At 72.2% G+C, this 21,952-nt stretch carries 18 protein-coding genes; 5 read left to right on the top strand and 13 right to left on the bottom strand.

Translation table 11 applies throughout. The features are described 5' to 3' along the window. Positions 1-35: 35 nt before the first annotated feature. The 3 genes from JNO44_RS29870 to nsdA form a co-directional block, all read right to left on the bottom strand. Entirely contained in the window at positions 36-374 is a 339-nt protein-coding gene (locus JNO44_RS29870; protein WP_205366824.1) for a P-II family nitrogen regulator, read from the bottom strand. Further along, on the bottom strand, positions 371-1,720 hold the full coding sequence (locus JNO44_RS29865; protein WP_205366823.1) for an ammonium transporter: 1,350 nt from the start codon (positions 1,718-1,720) through the stop codon (positions 371-373). Before JNO44_RS29865 ends, JNO44_RS29870 begins: the two co-directional genes overlap by 4 nt. A 180-nt stretch (positions 1,721-1,900) precedes the next feature. Further along, positions 1,901-3,385: a transcriptional repressor NsdA gene (gene nsdA / locus JNO44_RS29860; protein ID WP_205366822.1), complete on the bottom strand. Its 1,485-nt coding sequence runs from the start codon at positions 3,383-3,385 to the stop codon at positions 1,901-1,903. Positions 3,386-3,872: 487 nt separating this feature from the next. Between nsdA and JNO44_RS29855 the strand changes: the two genes are divergently transcribed. Then, a complete protein-coding gene (locus JNO44_RS29855) occupies positions 3,873-4,574 on the top strand; it encodes a bifunctional DNA primase/polymerase (RefSeq protein ID WP_205366821.1) in 702 nt (233 codons plus the stop codon). Between the two features lie 257 nt (positions 4,575-4,831). On the opposite strand, the gene ftsY is transcribed toward JNO44_RS29855, so the two are convergent. After that, positions 4,832-6,067: a signal recognition particle-docking protein FtsY gene (gene ftsY / locus JNO44_RS29850; protein WP_205366820.1), complete on the bottom strand. Its 1,236-nt coding sequence runs from the start codon at positions 6,065-6,067 to the stop codon at positions 4,832-4,834. Between the two features lie 111 nt (positions 6,068-6,178). Beyond that, entirely contained in the window at positions 6,179-6,421 is a 243-nt protein-coding gene (locus JNO44_RS29845; RefSeq protein WP_073447683.1) for a hypothetical protein, read from the bottom strand. A gap of 435 nt (positions 6,422-6,856) precedes the next feature. On the opposite strand from JNO44_RS29845, the gene JNO44_RS29840 reads away from it, so the two are divergent. The 3 genes from JNO44_RS29840 (at position 6,857) to JNO44_RS29830 (ending at position 11,280) form a co-directional block, all read left to right on the top strand. Further along, positions 6,857-8,350: a purine-cytosine permease family protein gene (locus tag JNO44_RS29840; RefSeq protein ID WP_205366819.1), complete on the top strand. Its 1,494-nt coding sequence runs from the start codon at positions 6,857-6,859 to the stop codon at positions 8,348-8,350. Between the two features lie 92 nt (positions 8,351-8,442). After that, entirely contained in the window at positions 8,443-9,447 is a 1,005-nt protein-coding gene (locus tag JNO44_RS29835; RefSeq protein WP_205366818.1) for an LLM class flavin-dependent oxidoreductase, read from the top strand. 60 nt (positions 9,448-9,507) lie between these two features. Continuing rightward, positions 9,508-11,280, top strand: a complete 1,773-nt coding sequence (locus JNO44_RS29830) for an ankyrin repeat domain-containing protein (protein WP_205366817.1) — start codon at positions 9,508-9,510, stop codon at positions 11,278-11,280. A 97-nt stretch (positions 11,281-11,377) separates the two neighbouring features. On the opposite strand, the gene JNO44_RS29825 is transcribed toward JNO44_RS29830, so the two are convergent. The 4 genes from JNO44_RS29825 to JNO44_RS29810 all read right to left on the bottom strand — a co-directional run bounded on the left by JNO44_RS29825 (position 11,378) and on the right by JNO44_RS29810 (position 18,050). Next, entirely contained in the window at positions 11,378-12,796 is a 1,419-nt protein-coding gene (locus JNO44_RS29825) for a sugar porter family MFS transporter (protein ID WP_073447679.1), read from the bottom strand. Between the two features lie 256 nt (positions 12,797-13,052). Beyond that, positions 13,053-16,745 carry a chromosome segregation SMC family protein gene (locus JNO44_RS29820; protein WP_205366816.1) on the bottom strand — a complete coding sequence of 1,231 codons (3,693 nt, stop codon included), beginning with the start codon at positions 16,743-16,745 and terminating at the stop codon, positions 13,053-13,055. A gap of 437 nt (positions 16,746-17,182) precedes the next feature. Continuing rightward, positions 17,183-17,386 (bottom strand): hypothetical protein, encoded by a 204-nt coding sequence (locus JNO44_RS29815; protein ID WP_039632428.1) that lies wholly within the window; start codon positions 17,384-17,386, stop codon positions 17,183-17,185. A gap of 382 nt (positions 17,387-17,768) precedes the next feature. Beyond that, positions 17,769-18,050: an acylphosphatase gene (locus JNO44_RS29810; protein ID WP_205366815.1), complete on the bottom strand. Its 282-nt coding sequence runs from the start codon at positions 18,048-18,050 to the stop codon at positions 17,769-17,771. Positions 18,051-18,181: 131 nt separating this feature from the next. Between JNO44_RS29810 and JNO44_RS29805 the strand changes: the two genes are divergently transcribed. Beyond that, positions 18,182-19,129: a CAP domain-containing protein gene (locus JNO44_RS29805; RefSeq protein ID WP_205366814.1), complete on the top strand. Its 948-nt coding sequence runs from the start codon at positions 18,182-18,184 to the stop codon at positions 19,127-19,129. 28 nt (positions 19,130-19,157) lie between these two features. Here JNO44_RS29805 and mutM read toward each other — a convergent pair whose 3' ends face one another. From mutM to JNO44_RS29785, 4 genes are all read right to left on the bottom strand, one after another. Beyond that, positions 19,158-20,105: a bifunctional DNA-formamidopyrimidine glycosylase/DNA-(apurinic or apyrimidinic site) lyase gene (gene mutM / locus JNO44_RS29800; protein ID WP_039632434.1), complete on the bottom strand. Its 948-nt coding sequence runs from the start codon at positions 20,103-20,105 to the stop codon at positions 19,158-19,160. 122 nt (positions 20,106-20,227) lie between these two features. After that, a complete protein-coding gene (gene rnc, locus JNO44_RS29795) occupies positions 20,228-21,076 on the bottom strand; it encodes a ribonuclease III (RefSeq protein WP_205366813.1) in 849 nt (282 codons plus the stop codon). Between the two features lie 7 nt (positions 21,077-21,083). Continuing rightward, on the bottom strand, positions 21,084-21,257 hold the full coding sequence (rpmF, locus tag JNO44_RS29790) for a 50S ribosomal protein L32 (protein ID WP_016578620.1): 174 nt from the start codon (positions 21,255-21,257) through the stop codon (positions 21,084-21,086). A gap of 2 nt (positions 21,258-21,259) precedes the next feature. Next, a complete protein-coding gene (locus tag JNO44_RS29785; RefSeq protein WP_229921331.1) occupies positions 21,260-21,847 on the bottom strand; it encodes a YceD family protein in 588 nt (195 codons plus the stop codon). Positions 21,848-21,952: the final 105 nt, after the last annotated feature.

Genomic DNA, 21,952 nt, shown 5'->3' with positions numbered 1-21,952 from the left:
GCTTCCGCCGCACCCCGCCGCCCTCGGCCTGCGGCTCACAGCGCGTCGGGTCCGCGCTCCCCGGTCCGCACCCGTACGGCCTCCTCGACGGGGACGCTCCACACCTTCCCGTCGCCGATCTTGCCGGTGCGGGCGGCCTTGACCACGACCTCCACCAGCTCCTCGACGTCCGCGTCCTCGACGAGCACCTCGATCCTGATCTTGGGCACCAGGTCGACGGTGTACTCGGCGCCCCGGTACACCTCGGTGTGCCCGCGCTGCCGTCCGTAGCCGCTGGCCTCGGTGACGGTCAGGCCGTGCACGCCGAACACCTGCAGGGCGTCCTTCACCTCGTCGAGCCGGTGCGGCTTGATTACTGCCGTGATGAGCTTCACGCGTCCACCTTCTTGGTCGGGGTTTCGCCCAGGGCCGTGGTCCTGCGGGCCGTCGTGCCACCGCCCGCGCCGGCGAAGTCGTACGCGGTCTCGGCGTGCGCGGCCTGGTCGACGCCGGTGATCTCCTCGTCCTCGCCGACCCGGAAGCCCATCACCAGGTCGATGGCCTTGGCAAGGACGTAGGAGACGACCAGCGAGTACAGCAGGACGCACACCACGCCGACGGTCTGCTTGCCGAGCTGGCCGAAGCCGCCCCCGTAGAAGAGGCCCTTGGCGTCGCTCTGCACGCCACCGGTGGCGAACAGCCCGATCAGCAGCGAGCCGACGATGCCGCCGACGAGGTGGACGCCGACGACGTCCAGGGAGTCGTCATAGCCGAACTTGTACTTGAGGCCGACGGCCATGGCGCACAGCACCCCGGCGATCACGCCGATCGCGATGGCGCCGAGCGGGCTGACCGCACCGCAGGCGGGGGTGATGGCGACCAGTCCGGCGACCGCGCCGGAGGCCGCGCCGAGGGTGGTGAACGAGCCGTGCCGGAGCTTTTCGTAGGCGAGCCAGCCGAGCATCGCGGCGGCGGTGGCGACCTGGGTGTTGACGAAGGCGACCGCGGCCACGCCGTCGTCGTTGTTGAGCCAGGAGCCGGCGTTGAAGCCGAACCAGCCGAACCACAGCAGACCGGCGCCGAGCATCACCAGCGGCAGGCTGTGCGGCCGCATCGGGTCCTTCTTGAAGCCGATGCGCTTGCCGACGACGAGGATCACGCCGAGCGCCGCGGCACCGGCGTTGATGTGCACCGCGGTGCCGCCGGCGAAGTCGATGACGCCCAGTTTGAACAGCCAGCCGCCGTCGCCCCACACCCAGTGGGCGACGGGGAAGTAGACGACGGTCACCCACAGCGCGATGAACAGCGCCCAGGCGGTGAACTTCACCCGGTCGGCGAGGGCTCCGCTGATCAGCGCGGGGGTGATCACCGCGAACATCAGCTGGAAGACGGCGAAGACGTAGACGGGGATGGTGGTGGTGCCCCACAGCTGGGTCAGGCCGATGTGGCCGAGGCCGGCGAAGTCGCTGCTCCAGCCGATGATGCCGCCGGTGTCGGTGCCGAAGGCGAGCCCGAAGCCGTAGAGCACCCACAGGAGCGTGACGATGCCCAGGCTGATGAAGCTCATCATCAGCATGTTCAGGACGCTTTTGACCCGGACCATGCCGCCGTAGAAGAACGCCAGGCCGGGCGTCATGAGCATCACCAGCGCGGAGCAGATGAGCATGAACCCGGTGTTGGCGGGACTGAGGGTGGCTTTCTCCGCGAGGCCGTCTGCGAGCGTAAGGATGCCTGGGGGCATCGGCGTCTCCTCGTCGTCGATGCGGCCCGTGCGGGTGTGGGGTGGGCCGGCTTCGCGATGAGAGTGTCGCGGCGCCGTTTCGGCCAAACCTTGCCGGTGTTTCACCGGGGTGACGAAGTGGTCCTCCGTGTTACGCGCCGATGAATTCCGAGATCCTCAGGGATCCGGCGAGCGGTCGGGTCAGCCGGCGAAGGCGGTCTCCGGGAGCTGGCGGGAGAGCTCGTCGCTGAGCTTGATCACCTCGCTGACGGTCCCGAATTCCCGCACCGCGGTGTCCACCGTCTTGCGGAGCCGGGTGTTGACCCGTTCGGAGCGGACCTGGCGGGCGAACGGTATCGCCTGCTGGGCCATCACGGCGCACGCCTCCGGCTCCTTCTGGAGCAGGTGGACGGTGGCCATGCCGATCAGGTTGAGCGCGTAGGAGCGCTGGTGCTCGGGGTCCTTGCCGAACAGTTCGACGGCGCGCCGCATGACCGGTTCCGCGAGCGAGGCGTAGGTGGGGCTGCGGCCGGCCACATAGGCGAGGTCGCGGTAGGAGTGGGCGTTCTCGGCGTTCAGCTCGGCCTCGGAGAAGAAGCGGATCCAGTCCGGCTCGGTCTCGCCGGGGGCGATGTCGGAGAAGGTGTCCTCGGCCATCCGCACCGCCCGCTTGACCTTGCTGGGCTGGCCCATGCCGGCGTAGGCGCGGGCCTCCATCGCATACAACATCGCCTGGGTACGGGGGGTGGCGGTCTCCCGACTGCCGTACTGGGCGAGGTGGATCAGCTCCAGGGCGTCGTCGGGCCGGCCGAGGTGGATCATCTGCCGGCTCATGCTGGAGAGGATGTACGAGCCCAGGGGGCGGTCGCCGGCCTCCTTGGAGGCGTGCAGCGCGAGCACGAAGTACTTCTGGGCGGTCGGCTGGAGGCCGATGTCGTAGCTCATCCAGCCGGCCAGTTCGGCGAGTTCGGCGGCGACCTTGAACAGCCGCTTGGACACCTCGGGCGACTGGGGCTCCTGGAGGAGGTCGGTGACCTCGTGGAGCTGGCCGACCACCGCCTTGCGCCGCAGGCCGCCGCCGCACTGGGCGTCCCACTGCCGGAACATCGCGGTGGTGGCCTCCAGCAGCTCCAGTTCGGGCCGGGAGAGCCGGGCCGGGCGGCGGGCCCGGTCGAGCTGCGCGGGGACCTCGCCCGGGGCGACGGGCACCGGCACCAGCCAGCGCTGCATCGGCTCGACGAGGGTGGGGCCGGCGGCGAGCGCGAGGGAGGTGCCCAGGAAGCCGCGGCGGGCCAGCATCAGGTCGCTGCGGGTGAACTCGCTGATGAGGTTGACCGTTTGGGGGCCGGCCCAGGGGAGGTCCACGCCGGAGACGGACGGGGACTGGTGCGCCGAGCGCAGCCCGAGCTCCTCGACGCCGACCACGCAGCCGAAGCGTTCGGAGAAGAGTTCGGAGAGGATCCGCGGGATGGGCTCCCGGGGCTGCTCGCCATCCAGCCAGCGGCGCACCCGGGAGGTGTCGGTGCTGATGTGGTGGGCGCCCATCTGGCGCGCCCGGCGGTTGACCTGCCGCGCCAGCTCGCCCTTGGACCAGCCGCTGCGCATGAACCACGAGCCCAACTGCGCGTTGGGACGCTTGACGGCATCCGTGCCGCTCGTGCTGGTGGAGCCGGCGGTGCCGTCCATGCCGCCCACAGGGATGCCCCCATTCCGATAGCGCTCGTCCGCGAATCCCCCACAGGATGCCGCCTGTTGCGGCGCCCGTTCCGCGCTACATCTACCCGACCGCGGAATCCGGCCACACCTCCGGCCGCCGCCCGCACGGACGTTGCCACCGGCATACCAGTGCGAAGGGTGCCTCTCCGGGTTCGTGCACCGAAAGTAATCCTACGATCACGCCCGTCGGGAGGTCGATTGCGGAAACGCCACCATTCGCCACCCCTTCGATGGAACTCCCCGACCGGCTCTCGCGATTGACTTGACACAGGTCGTACGGGGAGAGGCGGAGCGGAGCGCGCCAGGGCGTGCACACCGCATCGCACCACCCGACATACGACGCGACACCACCGGCACCGCGGACCGCCGACGGAGCGTGAACACCAGCGTGAAGAACCGTCTCCTCGTCAACTCCCCGACTCGTAACCACTCGTACGCGCCACCCGTTGGAGGGGGCATGGGTTTCACGATCGGCGGCATCCTGGACCTCCGTTCCGGGTCGCGCCGCCGCGTCCGCTCGGCCGAGGGCACCGCGGTGGCGGAGTACACGGGGCTGTGGGGGTGGGACGTCGTCCCGGGGGCCCGCGCGGTCCGGGCCGGCGGCCGGACGGAGTGTTCGTGCGGTGTCCCGGACTGCCCGTCCCCGGGCGCCCATCCGCTCTCCTTCGGCCGGGAGCTGGCGGCCGGCGCGACGCTGGAGAAGGCGCTGGCCGCCTGGGCCGAGACGCCGGGCGCGGCGGTGCTGCTCCCGGTGGGCCACACCTTCGACATCCTCGACGTGCCGGAGGACGCGGGCCGGGGCGCGCTGGTGCGGCTGGAGCGGATGGGCCTGCCGCTGGGACCGGTGGCCGCCGCGCCCACCGGGCGCGCGCTGTTCTTCGTCGCCCCGGGGGCGGCCGCGGCGCTCCCCGACCTCCTCTACCGCATGGGGTGGGACGACGCGGATCTGGACCTTCGCCCACTGGGCCCCGGCGACCACATCACCGCGCCGCCGTCCGACTTCGGCGGTCTGGGGCCGATGCGCTGGCTGCGCCCGCCGACCCTGGACACCGCCGGCCGGCCGCCGCAGGCCCGGCTGCTGCTGGGGGCGCTGGCGTATGTGTGCAACCGGGCGGCGGGCCGGGCGGCCGTCGCCCCGGCCGGGCTGCCGGTCCGCTGAACGAGGGCAAATCGTTTCGTCGTCGGCCCACCGCCTGCCGCGCGGGCCGGTGCGGCGCCGTTCCGCATTGGCCGGATGTCTGCACGGGCGGCGCCGGCCCGCCGGCTTGGCCTGATCCGTGCGCCGCGGGCGCTCCGACCGGGGCAGCCGGAAGGTGACGACAGGTCCCGGGGAAACGGCGGCGGCCCCCGTCACCCGTCGTCCGCGGGTGGCGGGGGCCGCCGCCGTCATGCCGTGCCGCTGGCTCAGCCGGCCGGTCAGTCGATCAGTGCGTCCACGAACGCCTCGGGCTCGAACGGCGCCAGGTCGTCCGGGCCCTCGCCCAGGCCGACCAGCTTGACCGGAACGCCCAGTTCGCGCTGGACGGCGATGATGATGCCGCCCTTGGCGGTGCCGTCGAGCTTGGTGAGCACCACGCCGGTGATGTCCACGACCTCGGCGAAGACCCGCGCCTGCACCAGGCCGTTCTGACCGGTGGTGGCGTCGAGGACGAGCAGCACCTCGCCGACCGGGCCGTGCTTCTCGACGACGCGCTTGACCTTGCCCAGCTCGTCCATCAGGCCGGTCTTGGTGTGCAGCCGGCCGGCGGTGTCGATCAGGACAACATCGGCGGACTCGGCGATGCCCTCCTTGACCGCGTCGAAGGCGATGGACGCCGGGTCGCCGCCCTCGGGGCCGCGGACCGTACGGGCCCCGACCCGCTCGCCCCAGGTCTGGAGCTGGTCGGCGGCGGCGGCACGGAAGGTGTCGGCCGCGCCGAGCACCACGGACTTGCCGTCGGCGACCAGGACGCGGGCGAGCTTGCCGGTGGTGGTGGTCTTGCCGGTGCCGTTGACGCCGACGACCAGCACGACGCCGGGGATCTCGTCGCCGCCGTTGCCGATGCCGTTGGCGGTGTGCACGGTGCGGTCGGTGTCGGTGCCGATGAGCGCGAGCAGCTCCTCGCGGAGCAGCCGGCGCAGCTCTTCGGGGGTGCGGGTGCCGAGCACCTTGACCCGCTCGCGGAGCCGCTCGACCAGTTCCTGGGTGGGGGCGACGCCGACGTCGGCGGTGAGGAGGGTGTCCTCGATCTCCTCCCAGGTGTCCTCGTCGAGGTGTTCGCGGGACAGCAGGGTCAGCAGGCCCTTGCCGAGGGTGTTCTGGGAGCGGGCGAGGCGGGCGCGCAGCCGGACCAGGCGGCCGGCGGTCGGCTCGGGGACCTCGACGGCGGGCGCCGCGGGCGCCTCCGGCTCGGCGACGGGCGCCTCGGCCTCGGCCGCGGGGGCCTCGGCGACGGGCAGCTCGACTTCTTCGATGGTGCGACGTTCTTCGTCGCGCGGGGTCTCGGCCTCCTCGCCGACCTGCGGTTCGGCGGGGGGCGCGGTGACGGAGGGCTTGGGGGTGGCCGGCGGGGGCGGCGGCAGCTGCTTCTTCTTGCGGCCGCTGACGACGAGCCCGCTGATCGCGCCGAGCACGACCACGGCGATGACTACAGCAAGGATGACGGTTTCCATAACCCCTCCAGTATCAGCCACGCCCCACCGGGGACGGCCGCACGCGCGCGGGGTTCCGCCCCGGGTCCCGGTGGGGCCGCCCCGGCTCCCGGGGCTCCTCGGTGCTCCTCCTCAGGACTCCCTGCGCTCCTCCGGGCGCCAGCGCTCCAGCGTGGGGTCGCGGTGCGAGTCGTATGTCCCCGACCCCCGGCAGTGCCGGCACTCGCCGGCCCGCTGGACGGTCTCGTAGGGGCCCCTGAACGGATCGACGCCGGGGGCGTAGGCCAGGGCCTGGGACACATAGCCGGTGCCCTGGCACCACTGACACGTCATGCCGGACACATCGGCCTCCTGCGGGTGGTCGCTGTCGTTCATCGGGATCACCTTGCACCAATTCCGATGCCTCATGCCCGGGGCGTCGTTATCCCGCCGTTCGGCGTCCGGACGGTGGCCGGCCAACGGCGCTCAAACGAGACATGCATCTCTCCGACGGGCTCCGCGCGGGGTGCGGAACCGTCGGCAAGTACGGAAGGGGAGTCTCCGGTTCGCCTGCCAGGCAGTCCATCACGTCTTGTATGTCCTGATCAGGGTGGTGTGACTGGATCCATCGACAGGATCGCCGATTCCGTGTCATCGTCAAGGGGTCCAAGGGGGCGGACCAGTAGAAGTTGGACCAAAGTACGATGGTGGACGGCTGCGCAACGCGCGTAGAGTCCTGGCAACCACTTTCTGGCCAGGCACCACAGCCGCTGCCTGCACCTCCTCCCCGGGGGGTGCCCCCCAGACCCCCGCACGGAGACGGCCGCACCCATGGGCACCAGCACCACGTCCGCACCCACGTCCACCCCAGAAGTCGACGGCGCCGTCGAGACCCGCGGAATCGAGCCGGTTCCCGACCACGAACGCCGGGGCCGGGTCCGCGAGCTCTTCCCGACCTGGGTGGCCGCCAACATCAGCGTGCTGCTGCTCACCATGGGCGCCTCGCTGGTGATCAACAACGGTCTGAACTTCTGGCAGGTACTGGTGGTCGCCGCGATCGCGTCGACCATCTCGTTCGGCATCGTCGGCCTGCTGTCGGTCTCCGGGAAGTGGGGCGGCGCGCCGGGCGCGATGCTCTCCCGGGCCGCCTTCGGCGTGCGCGGCAACTACTTCCCGGGCGCGATCCTGTGGGTCGCCCGCTTCGGCTGGGAGACGATCAACGCGGTCAGCGGCGCCTACGCGATCCTGACCGTGCTCCGCCTGGTGTTCGGCATCAAGACCAACAACGTGCTGGTCGTGGTGACCCTGCTGGGCTTCGTCGCCTGCACCTTCCTGGTGAGCGGCATGGGCCGCAAGGCGCTCAACGTCTGCAACAAGTACTCCACGTACCTCTTCAGCCTCATCAGCGTCGTCGTCCTGGTCTACCTGATCGTCGAGATGCCGTGGGGCGCCATCTTCGCCAAGTCGCCGGGCAGCGGCGCCATGATGATCGCGGGCATCGGCACCATCGCGGCCGGCGGTCTCAGCTGGGTGCCCACCGGTCCGGACTTCGCGCGCTACCTGCCGCACTCCGCCTCCGGCAAGAAGATCGTCGGCACCACCGTCTCGGGTGCCGCCCTGGTGCTGGTCCCGATGGTGGTCATGGGCGGCGTGATGGCCGTCTCCAACCCGGAGCTGGCCAACCAGAACACCGACCCGATGTCCTTCCTGGGCCAGGTGCTGCCGTCGGCCATCGCGATCCCGTACCTGATCACCGCGCTGATCGGCATGATGCTGATCAACAGCCTGTCGATGTACTCCGCGGGCTTCACCGCGCAGACCATGGGCGTCAAGCTGCCGCGCGCCCTGGCGGTCAGCATCAACGCCGCGATCAGCCTGATCGGCGGGCTGTTCATGATGCTGGTGGCCAAGGACTTCGTGGGCCAGTTCATCGCCTTCCTGACGCTGCTCGCGGTCTCCTTCTCCGCCTGGATCGGCGTCTACGCCATCGACATGCTCCGCCGCCGCAAGAAGGCGGTCCGCTACCACGCGGAGAGCCTGATGAACATCGACCGGACCAGCCGCTACTGGTACAAGGGCGGCTTCTGCTGGCAGGCCATGACGGCCTGGGCGGTCGCGCTGGTCGCGGGCCTGTGCTTCACCAAGGTGCAGTGGTTCACCGGCCCGCTGGCCGGCACCTGGATCGGCGAGAACGGCCTGGGCTGGGCGGCCACCATCCTGATCGCCGCGGTGATCTTCGCGGTCCTGCCTGCCGCCCCGGAGACCCCCGCCGCGGCGCCGGCCCCCGAGGTCGACGAGGAGCCGGCGACCGTCGAGGTCGGCTGACCCGCGGCCGGTTCCCGACCATGAACCTGGCGGTCTGACGTATCGTCAGCTACGGTCCCCTTCGCCACCTGCTCTGGCGAAGGGGACCTGCCATGTCTGCCGGCACCACCGCACCCACCACGGTCCTGCGCATCAACCTCGCCGGACCACCGGCCGCGCCCGCGGACCTCTCCGCCCGCTACCGGGCCGCCGTCGAGATGGCCCGGTACGCCGACGAGCACGGCCTGGGCATGATCCAGACCGAGGAGCACCACGCCACCGACAACGGCTGGATGCCCTCCCCGCTCGCCTTCGCGGGCGCCGTCCTCGGCACCACCCGCCGGATCGGCGTCACCGTCTCCGCCCTGATCACCCCCCTGCACGACCCGCTGCGGCTGGCCGAGGACATCGCGGTGCTCGATCTGCTCGGCGGCGGCCGGCTGGTCACCGTCGCCGGTCTCGGTTACCGGCCCGAGGAGTACGCGGCACACGGCAAGGAGTGGCGCGACCGCGGCGCCCTCCAGGACGAGGTGCTGCAAACACTGCTCAACGCCTGGACCGGCGAACCGTTCACCTACCAGGGGCGCACGGTCCAGGTCACCCCGCGCCCGTACTCCCGGCCGCATCCGCCGCTGCTCGTCGGGGGCGCCTCGCGGCCCGCGGCCCGGCGCGCGGCCCGCTTGGGACTGCCGCTCTTCCCCAGCGCCCACCTGCCGGAGCTGGAGCGCTACTACCACGAGCAGTGCGCCGCCGCCGGCACCGACGGCTGGGTGCTCCAACCGCCGCCGCGCACCTGTCTGCTGCACATCTCCGAGGATCCGGACCGGAGTTGGGCCGAGCACGGCGACCACCTGCTGTACGAGGCGCAGCGGTACGCGGCGTGGCAGTCCACCGGGAGCCGCTCCGCGGTGCGCTCCGCCGCGCGGGACGCCGCGGCGCTGCGCGCGGAGGGCGTGTACCGGATCGTCACGCCGGACGACTGCGTCGAACTGGCCCAAGAGGACGGCGCCCGGGGCACGTTGATCCTGCATCCGCTGTGCGGCGGGATGCCCGTCGAGGAGGGATGGCGGTCGCTGCGGCTGTTCGCGGAGAAGGTGCTGCCGCGGCTGACGGAGTGACGCGCGCCGGGCGGCGCGCGCGGCACGCCGATTGTCAGTGCCGGGTGCCACGATCGATGCATGAGCTTCTTCGACGGTCTGCCCGCGTCCCCTCCCCCACCCGAACCCCCTGACGAGACCTTGGAGTTGCGCGCCTACGCGCCCGCGGAGGACGAGGAGTTCGCGCCCTCGCACTGGTTCGTCCCGGCGCGGCTCCCGCAGGTCGCCGAGGCCGGCGCCGGCCCGGACGTGCGGATCGTGCTCACCGGCTGGGAGGTCTGGCCGCGGTCGGTGACGATGCGGCTGTCGCTCTTCCTGCGACGGATCCGACCCGGCGGCCGGACCTCGCCGTACGGCGGGCCGCGCGACGGGGCGCTGCGCTGCGGACTGCTGCTGGCCGACGGGCGGAAGGTCACCACGCTCGACGGCGCGCCACTGCCGACGGCCGGGCCGCCGCACCCGACGCTGCGGCTGGGCGGCGGCTCCGGCGGCGCCTTCCACTACGAACTGGAGCTGCACCTCTCGCAGTTGCCGCCCGCCGGCGCCACCCAACTCGTGGTCGAGTGGCCGGACGAGCAGGTCCCCGAGACGGTGACGGTCTTCGACGCCGGGCCGCTGCGGGCGGCGGCCGGCGAGGCGCTGGAGATCTGGCCGGACGCCGCCCCACCGGCCCCACCTGCCCCACCTGCCCCACCTGCCCCACCTGCCCCACCTGCCCCACCGACGACGGGTGAGGAATCGCGGGGGTTCCTCACCGCCGGCCCGGGCCCGGCGGAGATCCTGGCCCCGCCGCCCGAGTCCGAGCCGCAGCCGTGGTCCCCGCCCGACCCGCACCCCGCGCGCGGCGACTGGGAGCTGCTGGCCCCGTTCCACTGGCGGGACACCGCGCTGGTGCTGGCCCGGCTGGCCAACGGCGCCGATCCGCAGGCCCTCGTGCCGGGCCACCCCCAGGAGACCCCGCTGCACCTGGCCGCGGCCCACGGCTCCCCCGAGTCCGTCGCCGCACTCCTCGACCGCGGCGCAGCGGTGGACGCACCGGACGCACAGGGCTGCACCCCGCTGTGGCACGCCGTCTGCCACGGCGCCGAGGAGAACGCCGCGCTGCTGCTGCAGGCCGGCGCCGACGCCTGGAGCCCGCAGGTCGCCGGCCGCTCCCCCGGCCGTCTGGCGCTGACCTGTGCCCTGGCCCCGCTGTTCGCCGGTCTGCCGGGAGCGGTGCCGCTGACGCCCGAGGAGCGCGCCGCGCAGCGGGCGGCGGACGAGCAGGCGGCGGTGTTCCGGGGAGCGCACACCGACGGCGCCTCGGTGGCGTTCGTGGTGGGGATCGACGAGGCGGAGGCGGTCCGGCGGCTGGGCCGGGACCCGCGCGACTGCCCGGTGCTCGCCCCGGACGCCGACGCGGACCCCGACGCCACCGGCCCCTACGGCTTCGACGCGCACGACGCCGAGGAGTCCCACCGCCGGGTGGGGGTGACGGGGGTGCCCGGCGGCTGTGTGCTGCGCCAACCGTCCTCGTACCTGCTGAGCACCGACCGGCTGCTGGACGCCCTCTCCGTCGGCACCGCCGCCTACGGCCTGTACGTCAACCCCGCCGGCGGCACCTTCGGCACCCTCTCCCGCGACGGCCGCACCGCGCTAACCGAGGAGATCGGCCTCCCACCGTACGGGGACGAGCCCGAGGGGCACTGGCACTACCGCTTCTGGAGCTGGTCCCGGCCGAAGGGCATGTACGGCGCGAACGAGCTGGGGTACGCCGCCGCCACGGCCGGCCTGCGGGTGACGGACCCGGCACCGGTGACCGGCCCACCCCGCCGCTGGGTGGAGATACCCGACGGCAGCGGACTCCTTGGCTAGGGCCCCCGCGGTGCGTCCGGCCGGGAAAACCACCGCTGCCCCGGCTCGGGTGAGCCGGGGCAGCAGCGAGAACTGAGGAGAGGGCTGGCGGGGGGGGTTAGCCCATCTCCTCCAACGCCTTGCCCTTGGTCTCCTTCACGAACTTGAGCACGAAGGGGATCGAGAGCAGAGCGAAGACCGCGTAGATCACGTAGGTGCCGGACAGGTTCCAGTCCGAGAGGCTGGGGAAGCTGGCCGTGATCGCCCAGTTGGCGATCCACTGCGCGGAGGCGGCGACGCCCAGCGCGGCGGCACGGATCTTGTTGGGGAACATCTCGCCGAGGAGGACCCAGACCACGACGCCCCAGGAGAGCGCGAAGAAGAGGACGAAGCCGTGCGCGGCGATCAGCGCCACGGTGCCCTCGGCGGACGGCAGGGTGCCGGCCGCGGTCTTGGCGGAGAAGGCCCACGCCTCCAGGGCGAGCGCGATGGCCATACCGGCGGAGCCGATCAGCGCCAGCGGGCGGCGGCCGATCCGGTCGACGAAGATCATCGCGATCACGGTACCGACGATGTTGATGATCGAGGTGGTGAAGCTGTAGAAGAACGAGCCCTCCGGGTTGATGCCGACCGACTGCCACAGCGTCGAGGAGTAGTAGAAGGCGACGTTGATGCCGACCAGCTGCTGGAAGACGGAGAGGCCGATGCCCACCCAGACGATCGGCAGGAAGCCGCCCTTGCCGCCGAGCAGGTCCTTGAAGGTCGACTTGTGCTCGCGGCGCATCGCGTCCTGGATCTCGGTGACCCGGGCGTCGAGGTCCACCGTGTGGCCCTCGACCTCGCCGAGCACCTCCTTGGCGCGGTCGAGCTTGCCGGCGGAGATCAGGAAGCGCGGCGACTCGGGGATCGCGAAGGAGAGCAGGCCGTACAGGATCGCGGGGATGACCATCACGCCGAGCATCCACTGCCAGGCTTCCAGGCCGGCGATCTTGCCGCGCTGCTCACCGTTGGCGAGGTTGAGGATGCCCCAGTTCACGAGCTGGGAGATGGCGATGCCGATGACGATGGCGGCCTGCTGGAAGGAGCCGAGCCGGCCACGGTAGGCGGGCGGCGAGACCTCGGCGATGTAGGCCGGGCCGATGACCGAGGCCATACCGATCGCGATGCCGCCCAGGACGCGCCACACCGCCAGGTCCCACAGCGCGAACGGCAGCGCGGAGCCGATGGCGCTGATGGTGAAGAGCACCGCGGCGATCTGCATGACCCGGATCCGGCCGATCCGGTCGGCGATCCGGCCGGCGGTGGCGGCGCCGATGGCGCAGCCGATCAGGGCGATGGCGATCACCTGCGCGAGGCCGGCGGACCCGACGTCGTAGCGGCTGCGGATCGCCTCGACGGCGCCGTTGATGACGGAGCTGTCGTAGCCGAAGAGAAAGCCGCCCATCGCGGCAGCCGCGGTGATGAAGATGACATGGCCGAGGTGGTCCGGCTGGGCCTTGCGGCCTTCCGGGACCGTCGGCTGCGCGGTGCTGGTCAACGTGAACTCCAGTGGCCCGGCTGCGCTGCCGGGCGTAGGGGGCTGGCCCTACAAGTGGTGCACACGTTGGAGGTACCCACCACTTGAAGGTAAAAGCAACGTTGCAGAGACTATGCCTTTAAGTTTCGAAGTCAATACCTCAAAGCTGACGTCTTTCTCACCCAACCACCGCACGCTTCATTCAAGTTCTGAATTGATCTTCAGGGGGTGCAGAAGGGCGGGTTCACGGACCCGCCGCGACGGGCCGCCGAACGGCTCAGCGCAGCCGCTGGCTGATCACCTTCGAGACGCCGTCGCCCTGCATCGACACGCCGTAGAGCGCGTCGGCGACCTCCATCGTCCGTTTCTGGTGCGTGATCACGATCAGCTGGGAGCTCTCCTGGAGCTCCTCCATGATCCGGATCAGTCGCTGCAGATTGGTGTCGTCCAGCGCCGCCTCGACCTCGTCCATCACATAGAACGGGCTGGGCCGCGCCTTGAAGATCGACACCAGCAGCGCCACCGCGGTCAGCGACCGCTCACCGCCCGACAGCAGCGAGAGCCGCTTGACCTTCTTCCCCGGCGGCCGCGCCTCCACGTCCACGCCGGTCGCCAGCATGTCGTCCGGGTTCGTCAGCACCAGCCGGCCCTCGCCGCCCGGGAAGAGGCGCGCGAAGACACCCTCGAACTCCCGCGCGGTGTCGTGGTACGCCTCGGTGAAGACCTGCTCGACCCGCTCGTCGACCTCCTTGACCACCCGCAGCAGGTCGGCCCGGGTCTTCTTCAAGTCTTCAAGCTGCTCGCTGAGGAACTGATGCCGCTCCTCCAACGCCGCGAATTCCTCCAGCGCGAGCGGGTTCACCTTGCCGAGCTGCTGGTACGCCCGCTCGGCTGCCTTGAGCCGCTTCTCCTGCGCGGCCCGGACGTACGGCACCGGCTGGTTCCGCGGGTGCTCGCCCGCGGCCGAGCCGCTGTCGGCCGCAGTGTCGGGCAGCGCCTCGCCCTCGGCCGCCGGGGACGGCGGGACCGGCTGATCGGGACCGTACTCCGCCACCAACGCGGCCGGCTCCACCCCCAGCTCCTCCAGCGCCCGGCCCTCCAACTGCTCGATCCGCAGCCGCTTCTCCGCGCCGAGCACCTCGCCCCGGTGCACCGAATCGGTCAGCTTGTCCAGCTCCGACGTCAGCTCCCGGCCCTGCTCGCGCTCGGCCGCCAGCGTCCGCTCCCGCGCGTCCTTGGCCCGTTCCGCGGCGGCCCGTTCCTCCTCGGCCCGGAGCACCGACACCTCGACGTGCGCCAGCAGTTGCCGCGCGCCCGAGGCCACCGCCCCGGCCACCGCCGCCTCGTGGCGCAGCCGGGCGCGCCGCCGTTCGGCGCGCGCCCGCGCCTCGCGCTCGGCCCGCGCCGCCCGGTCCAGCGAGTCCGCCCGCCCGGCGAGCGCCTTGACCCGCTCCTCGTGCGTCCGCGCCTGGAGCCGGGCCTCCATCTCCGTCTGCCGGGCGTTGGCCCCGTCGGCGGCCAGCCGGTCGCGTACGGAGGTGTCGGGCTCCTCGTCGTCCGTGCCCGGGTCCTCCTCGGCCGCGGCGAGCCGCGCGGCCAGTTCCTCCGCCTCCTCGGTGGCCCGCGCCAGCGCCTCCTCGGCCCGGGCGGCGGCCGCGGCGGATCGTTCCGCCTCCCCGGCGGCGGCCCGAGCCTGCCCGGCGAGCCGCCCCAGGTCCCCGGCGACCTTCGACTTCTCCCGGTCGGCCGCGCGCCGCCGGGCGTCCAGCTCCTCGACCAGCGCCGCGCACTCGGTACGCCGCAGCTCCGCCGCGCGCCGCGCCTCGGTCAGCGCCTCGCAGCGGGCCGCCAGCTCCGTGAGCTCGGCCGCCGCCTCGTCGACGGACGCCTGGACCTCCAACAGGCTCGGTGCCCCCGCCGAACCGCCCTGGGCGAAGTGCGCCCCGAGCAGATCGCCCTCCGCGGTGACGGCGGTCAGCTCCGGCCGCGCCGCGAGCAGCTCCTCGGCCTCCGCCAGCGTCCCGACCACCACCACGTCGCGCAGCAGCCGCGCCACCGAGGCAGTCAACTCCCGCGGCCCGTGGACGAGTTCATGGGCGGGCCGGGGACCGCCGGCCGCCCCCGGCATCCCGGCCCCGCCGGCCCCGGCGACCGGCTCCCCGCCGGCCCGCTCGACGCCCTCCACCGCCGCCACCGGCACGGCCTCCTCGGCCTCCATGGCCCGGGCCGGCGCCGGCACCCGCGTCGGCCGGCTGCCGCCCAGCACCATCGCCGCCCGCCCCGCGTCCTCCTTGCGCAGCAGCCGCAGCGCCTCCACCGCGGCGGCCGGGTCGGTGACCGCGACCGCGTCCGCCGCGGCGCCGAGCGCGGCCGCCACCGGGACCTCGAAGCCCGGAGTGACGGTCAGCAGTTCGGCGGCCGGTCCGAGCACCCCGCCGATCCGGTCAGCGGCGGCCAGCAGCGCACCGGCGCCGTCCTTGCGGCGCAGCCCGAGGGCGAGCGCGTCGTGCCGGGCGGCGGTCGCGGCGCGCTCCCGCTCGGCCGCGGTCAGCGCCTCCCGCGCGGCGGTCAGCGCGGACTCGGCCGCCGCCAGCTCCCGTCGGGCCGCCTCGTACCGCCCAGTGATCTCCTCGTCGTCCGCGTCCAGCCCGTCGACCTCGGCCTTGAGCTGCTCGTACTCCTCCTGGGCCGCGACCGCCCGGGTCCGGGCGGCGTCCCGGGCCTCGGCCAGCCGGCCGATCTCCGCCTGCGCCGACCCGGCCCGGCCGCGGGCGGCGGTGACCTGCCCGGTCAGCCGGGCCAGCCCCTCGCGCCGGTCGGCCAGGGCGCGGGCGGCGTCCCGCAGGTGCCGCTCCTCGTCCGCCAACTGCCGCTCCAGCGCCGCCCGGTGCTCGACGGTGTCCTCCAGCGCCCGGCTCGCCGCCTCCAGCGCGGCGGTCAACTCCGCCTCCTGCTCGCGGATCCGGGCGGCCTCCCGCTCCATGTCCTCGGGGTCCCGGCCGCGCCGCTCCTCCGGCGGGGCCGCCGCGGCGCTGCGCACCCGGGCCTCGGCCAGCGAGACCGTGCCGCGCACCCGCTCGGCGAGCTGGGACAGCGCGTACCAGGTCTGCTGGGCCCGCTGCACCCGCGGGGCGAGGGCCCGCGCCTCCGCCTCCAACGCCGCCTCCCGCTGCTGGGCGGCGCGCAGCCGCTCCTCGACGGCCTCCTTGCGCTCCTTCAGCGCCGCCTCGTCGGCGATCTCGGCGGCGAGCGCCCGGCGCAGCGTGACGAGGTCGTCGGCGAGCAGCCGCAGCCGGGCGTCCCGCAGATCGGCCTGGATGACCGCGGCCCGCCGGGCGACCGCGGCCTGCCGCCCCAGCGGTTTGAGCTGCCGTCGCAGCTCGTCGGTCAGGTCCTGGACGCGGGCGAGATTGGCCTTCATCGCGTCCAGCTTCCGCAGCGCCTTCTCCTTGCGCTTGCGGTGCTTGAGCACGCCGGCCGCCTCCTCGATGAACGCCCGGCGGCCCATCGGATCGGCGTGCAGCACGGAATCGAGCTGTCCCTGGCCGACGATCACATGCATCTCGCGGCCGATTCCGGAATCCGAGAGGAGTTCCTGGATATCCAGCAACCGGCAGGTGTCGCCATTGATCTGGTACTCACTGCCGCCGTTCCGGAACATGATCCGGGTGAGGGTGACTTCGGCGTATTCGATGGGCAGCGCGCCGTCGGAATTGTCGATCGTCAGGGAGACCTCGGCGCGGCCGAGCGGCGGCCGCCCGGTCGTCCCGGCGAAGATGACGTCCTCCATCTTGCCGCCGCGCAGCGACTTGGCACCCTGCTCCCCCATGACCCACGACAGCGCGTCCACGACGTTGGACTTGCCGGAACCGTTGGGGCCCACGACGCAGGTGATGCCCGGTTCGAAACGGAGCGTCGTGGCGGAGGCGAAGGACTTGAAGCCTCGCAGGGTCAGACTCTTCAGATGCACGCCTTTGAACTCTACCGGCCGCTCCCCGCCACCTCTCCGCAACATTCCGGCAACCGACGCGGCCCGGTACGACCCCCGGGTATCGACCGCCGTTCCCCTCCCATTCACCGGGCAATGCAACCCGCCGGTTTCACCGGGTAAAGGGAGGGGCACATCATGCGGTAAGGACGGCACCGAGGGGCTGGGGATACACCGCGGGACGCAAGTGACCGGAGGCCGGCATGCCATCCGGCCAAAGCGGAAACAGCGTGCGGCGCAGGGGCGGGAGAATCACCGAGGACGGCACACGGAACGGGGGAACGACGAAGGGACGCCGAAGCGTCCCTTGTAGATCTTGCAGTGCAGATCTTGAAACATGCAGATCTTGAAGCGTGCAGATCTCGAAGCGTGCGGTGCCTCAAGCGGCTGGCGTGCAGCCCGTCCGACCCTGGTCGGGGTCAGGTGAGCGCGGGCTCCGCCTGGGGTACGTCGATGTCGAGCACCGAATCGTCGCGACGCGCGGCAGCGGAGAGCATGTCGTTCTCGGCCTGCATCCGAATGAGTTCGGATTCGAGGTCCTGGACGCGCTGCTGAAGCCGTCGCATCTCGGCGAGGACTCGGGGGTCGGAGCCGCCGACGTAACCGAGAAGCGCCTTTGCCATGATGGATGGTCCTCCACAATGAGTGACCGACCGAAGCGGTGTGGGTCGTGAGGGATTCGCACCCGCGGTGCTTGTCATTCTCCAGGTGTACTCAATGCCAAACAGCTAAGGTGCGCGGGGATTCCAGAGTCTCACCAAACGGATGGAGGGTCAACACGATCACGCCCCGTATCCTCGGGCACCTGAGAGTGTGTGGTCGCCAGGGCATGGCGCCCACTCTCCAGAAAGGTCCCGCGGGGCGTGGAGATCATCCGTACAGCGGCAGCCTTGCACGGGTCGGCCGAGTTGGCAACCACCAGGGCTTATCTCCTGTAAGCAGCTCACGAAGGCACACCCGCGGGAGCGCCCGGCGTGGCCGTCCGGGCGGCGCTTTCCAGGGCGATCAGCGGATCTCGAAGCCGTCGTAGCCGCCCCGCGGCGTGGCCCAAATCTCAGTGACACCGTTGACGTCCCCGGGCGTGTCCCCGGTGCGGAGCCACTCCAGCAACGCCTCGCAGCGGTCCTTCGGCCCCTCGGCGACGACCTGGACGCGTCCGTCGCCGAGATTGACCGCGAAACCGGCGAGCCCGCCGATGCGCAAAGCGTTCGCTCGGGTGAACCAGCGGAACCCAACTCCCTGGACCCGCCCCCGTACCCACGCGGTCATCCGCACTTCCTCTTCCATGTGTGCACGTTAACCGGCCAATTGCTCAGCAAGCACATCCGCCCCGTACGTCATGGCGTACAGTCCCCCGACAGCGAGGGCTCACCCTTTCGGGTGAGTCACGTGACGCTGCACGGAAGGAACTTGTGCGGATGGGCCGCCATCGACGCTCTGCTCCCCACGCTCCGGAACGCCCTCGTACGGGGCCTGTTGACGGACCGACGGATGTGGCCGCGCCCGCCGGACACCGCGGCCATCGCGCGGCCCGCCGGACCGCACCGGTGCGCACCGGACTGCTCGGAGCCTCCGCCGCGGTGGCGATGGGCGCGGTGGCGGTCGCGTCCGGACTCGTCCCCGGCGGCGGCCGGTTCGAGGTGGGCGGCAGCGGCCGCGCCGACCGGGTCCGTGCCGGTGTGCTGCCGGACGCCCGGCCGCAGGAGAGCTCCACCGCGCCGGCGCCCGCACCGACGGACGCGGCGGGCCGGGGCGAGGGGACCGGCGCGTCCCGGGGCGCCGGACGGGCTCCCTCCACCACGGCTCCGCCCTCGCCCGGCGCCACGCCGTCGGCGTCCCGGACCGCCGCGCCCACGCCCCCACCGCCGTCCCCGGTGACCGGCGGGCGACCGTCCGCACAACCCACCGGCGGACCGAGCACCACCACGCCCCGGCCGACGGCGACCCCCACCGCCGGCCCGACCGTCGCCCCGACCGCCGGCGGCACCGAGGCCGCGGCCGAGGCCGAGGTGGTCTCGCTGGTCAATCAGGAACGTGCCAGGGCGGGCTGCTCGCCGGTCACCGCCAGCCGCGAACTGGCCGGTCTGGCCGAGCGGTTCAGCGACGACATGGCGCGGCGCGGGTTCTTCGGCCACACCGATCCGGACGGCCGCACGCCCTGGGACCGGGCCCTCGACCAGGGCATAGCGGACCTGGGCGGGGAGAACATCGCCCGGGGCCAGTCCGACGCACGGGCGGTGATGGCCTCCTGGATGGACGACCCCGAGCACCGCGCCAACATCCTCAACTGCGAGTACAGGACCCTCGGGGTCGGCGCCCACTTCGGTCCGGGCGGCCCGTGGTGGGCCCAGGAGTTCGGCTTCTGAGCCGGGTGCCGCCGGCCACCGGGTCGGCTCAGTGCGGCCGCGGCGGGCGCTGGCAGCGCGGGCAGAAGTAGCTGGACCGGTTCATCCAGGGACGGCGCCGGATGGGCGTGCCGCAGCGGCGGCAGGGCTCGTCCTCACGGCCGTAGGCGTCCAGGGCCCGCTCGAAGTAGCCGGACTCGCCGTTGACGTTGACGTAGAGGCTGTCGAAGCTGGTGCCGCCGACGGCCAGCGCGGCGGTCATCACGTCCCGGACGTGCCCGAGCAGTTCGGCGGTGCGGGGCCGGGTGAAGGTGGCGGTCGGCCGGTCGTAGTGGAGCCGGGAGCGCCACAGCGCCTCGTCGGCGTAGATGTTGCCGACGCCGCTGATCAGGGTCTGGTCGAGCAGCGCACGCTTGATCGTGGTCCGGCGGCGGCGCAGCGCGTCGTGGAAGGCGGCGTCGTCGAAGGCCGGGTCAAGCGGGTCCCGGGCGATGTGCGCGATCACGTCGGGCAGCAGGTCGGGGTCGCCGGGCACGGTGTCGTGCAGCGAGAGGCCGCCGAAGGTGCGTTGGTCGACGAAGCGCAGTTCGGTGCCGGCGGCCTCGGCGGGGGTGTCGGCGTCGGTGAAGCGGATCCGGATCCGCAGGTGCTTCTCGTCGGGGGCGTCCTGCGGCTGGACCAGCAGCTGTCCGCTCATGCCGAGGTGGGCGAGGATCGCCAGTCCGTGGGTGACGGACGGGGTGACGACCGGGGCGATGCCCTCGGCCGCGCTCTGGGCGGCCGGGCCGCCGCCGGTCACCGGGAGCCAGAGGTACTTGCCGCGGCGGCGGGCCGGGCCGACCCGCAGCCCGGTGAGCCGGGCGGCGAAGTCCTCCGCGCCGGCGGTGTGCCGGCGGATGGCGCGCGGGTGGCGGACCTCGACCGTGTCGATGGTGCGGCCGCTGACCCAGCGCGCAAGGCCGCGGCGGACGACTTCGACCTCGGGCAGCTCGGGCACGGGCGCTCCTCACGTTCCTCGCGGAAAGGGGGAAAACAAGGCGGAGTCAGGGGACTCCGGAAAGACCTCTGACCCCTCCCGGGCGGCCGTGTGGCCACCCGGGAGGGGTCAGAAGCGGTGGTTCAGTGTGTCGGCGACGGGGTGTCGCCGGAAGCCTGAGCCGGGTCGTCGCCTTCCGGCGCCTTCCCTGCCGCCTCGTCCGCCGCGGCGCGGATCGCGCGCCATGCGGACTCGGCCGCCTGCTGCTCGGCCTCCTTCTTGCTGCGGCCGGTGCCGGTGCCGTACGAGACACCACCGACGCGGGCAGCAGCAGTAAAGGTCTTCTCGTGGTCCGGGCCGGTCTCGGTGACCAGATATTCCGGGACCCCGAGGCCCTCGGTCGCGGTGAGCTCCTGGAGACTTGTCTTCCAGTCCAGGCCGGCGCCCAGGCTGGAGGACTTCTCGATGAGCGGGTCGAAGAGCCGGTGTACCAGCTCGCCGGCCGCGTCGAGGCCCTGGTCGAGATAGACCGCGCCGATCACCGCTTCCAGGGTGTCGGCGAGGATGGACGCCTTGTCCCGGCCGCCCGTGCCCTCTTCGCCCCGTCCGAGGCGGATGAAGGCGCCGAGGTCGAGGCCGCGGCCCACCTCGGCGAGCGCCCGCGAGTTGACCACCGCGGCCCGCAACTTGGCCAGCTGGCCTTCCGGCAGGTCGGGGTGGATGCGGTACAGCGTGTCCGTGACCACCAGGCCGAGGACCGAATCCCCGAGGAATTCGAGCCGCTCGTTGGTGGGCAGACCGCCGTTCTCGTAGGCGTACGAGCGATGCGTCAGCGCACGCACCAGAAGGGCGGACTCAAGTGTGTACCCGAGCCGCCCTTCCAGAAGCGAGAGGGACGAGGCCGTGTCCGCCGGTGCCGTTTCCTCACCGCGCTTGCGGGGTGAGGAAGGGCCGTCTTCTTCCTTCTTCGGGCTAGACACAGTGCCTGTCACCAGCCGCTCAGACCGCGATGACCTGGCGCTTGTTGTAGGTGCCGCAGCTCGGGCACGCGATGTGCTGCTGCTTCGGCTCCTGGCAGCGCTCGCACGCAACCAGGGTGGGGACCGCAGCCTTCCACTGCGACCGGCGGTGGCGCGTGTTGCTGCGCGACATCTTCCGCTTCGGAACAGCCACGGCTACTTCTCCTGAGGTTCATCCCCGCCGTCGCGGGGTTCATTGTCCATCTCGTGGTCCTGGTTGGACCCGACGAGTTCCTGCAGTGCCGCCCAGCGCATGTCGACGGCGTCGTGGTGGTGGTCCGGGTCGTCCGCCAGCCGCGCTCCGCAATCGGAACACAGGCCCGGGCAGTCCTCCCGGCACACCGGCTGCAGCGGCAGTGCAAGCACCACCGCGTCCCGCAGCACGGGTTCGAGGTCGAACAGATCGTCCTCGATGTAGAACGTGTCCTCCTCGTCCTCGGCGTCGTCGCCGGACTCAGCAGTCCGGACGTCGGCGTCGGGGTAGGCGAACAGTTCCTGGAAGTCCGCTTCGAGCACTCGCTCTAGCGGCTCCAGACACCTTACGCACTCCCCCTTCACGGTCGCACGGGCGGTACCTGTGACAAGCACCCCGTCCATGACCGCTTCCAGGCGGAGGTCGAGCTCGATCGGCTCGCCCTCGGGCGCTCCGATGATCTCGTTGCCGAGGTCCGCGGGGGCCTCGACGGAGCGGGAGAGCCGCTTGAGCGTGCCGGGACGACGGCCCAGCTCGCGTGTGTCGAACACGAGCGGGGAACGGTGGTCGAGGCGGGCGTTGATGGCTTTCCTGCTTTCTGTACTGCGGTATCAGCCGCCCACGGCCGGTATCCGACGTGCGGGCAGCAGTGATCG

The sequence above is a fragment of the Streptomyces noursei genome, from assembly GCF_016917755.1.
GTDB lineage: Bacteria > Actinomycetota > Actinomycetes > Streptomycetales > Streptomycetaceae > Streptomyces > Streptomyces yunnanensis.
This window is presented reverse-complemented; position numbering and strand designations above follow the sequence as displayed.